The organism is Parendozoicomonas verongulae, from assembly GCF_009711465.1.
Classification (GTDB): Bacteria; Pseudomonadota; Gammaproteobacteria; order Pseudomonadales; family Endozoicomonadaceae; genus Sansalvadorimonas; species Sansalvadorimonas verongulae.
Genome location: NZ_SMME01000439.1, coordinates 1 through 861 on the forward strand (window position 1 = coordinate 1; position 861 = coordinate 861).

The 861-nt window shown below is 55.1% G+C and carries 1 protein-coding gene; it reads left to right on the forward strand.

The genetic code is table 11. The features are described from left to right. Nucleotides 1–101: 101 nt before the first annotated feature. Entirely contained in the window at nt 102–854 is a 753-nt protein-coding gene (locus E1189_RS00935; RefSeq protein WP_155158246.1) for a phage tail tube protein, read from the forward strand. Nucleotides 855–861 lie beyond the last annotated feature (7 nt).

The following is an 861-nucleotide window of genomic DNA, read 5'->3' on the forward strand; positions in this document are numbered from 1 at the left end:
GCTGAAAACTTGTATTCCGGGGAGATCGACCGCAAGGGTATCGCCATGTGGGGCATCTCGTGGGAAATGACTGTTAAGAACACCAACAGAGGGAATTAACCATGGAACGCGTTGATCGCTCCTACATCGGCAAAGGCAACATCTACCTGAAACTGCGCGGTGGCAACACCGGCTTTCTCCACTTCGGCAACTGCTCGGCGCTGGGCGTGTCGTTTGAAGAGGACAAGAAGCAGCAGAAGGATTACACCAAGGCAGGCGGTGGTAATACCAACAGTGTGTCCACTATATCCAATGTTGTCGGTACTGTGACTGCGCTCGACCTGACAGCGGAGACGCTGGCCCCGGCTCTGGGTGCTGCGGTGTCCAAGATTGCTGGTGGCACGCAGGTGACCGACGAGGTACTGCCCGCCACTGGCACCACTGGGGAGTTTATCCCCTTCAACTCTATCCCGGACAAAACCCAGACCATCACCATCAAGGATGGCTTGGACGACTCCGTGCTGGTGGAAGGTACTGACTACGAGCTGACCGATAACGGCCTGCTGGTACTGGAAGGCTCCGCTATCGACACCGATGGTGTGAAGGCGAGCTACACCAAGAGCGCAGCTGAGGTACTGGAAGCACTGGTGGAAGCCGGGCAGGAGTTCTCCCTGTACTTTGATGGTCTGAACGAAGCCCAGTCTGGAAAGCCTGTGAATATAAGAATCCACAGACTGAAGTTTTCACCGGTCACGGGTCTGGCCCTGATTGGTGATGAGTTTGCTGAGATGGAAATGGAGTTTGAAATCCTGTCCGATGGCGCTATCTCCGGCGCGGGCATCTCGAAGTTTATGAAAGTGGCGCAGGCTCTTTAACGAACAA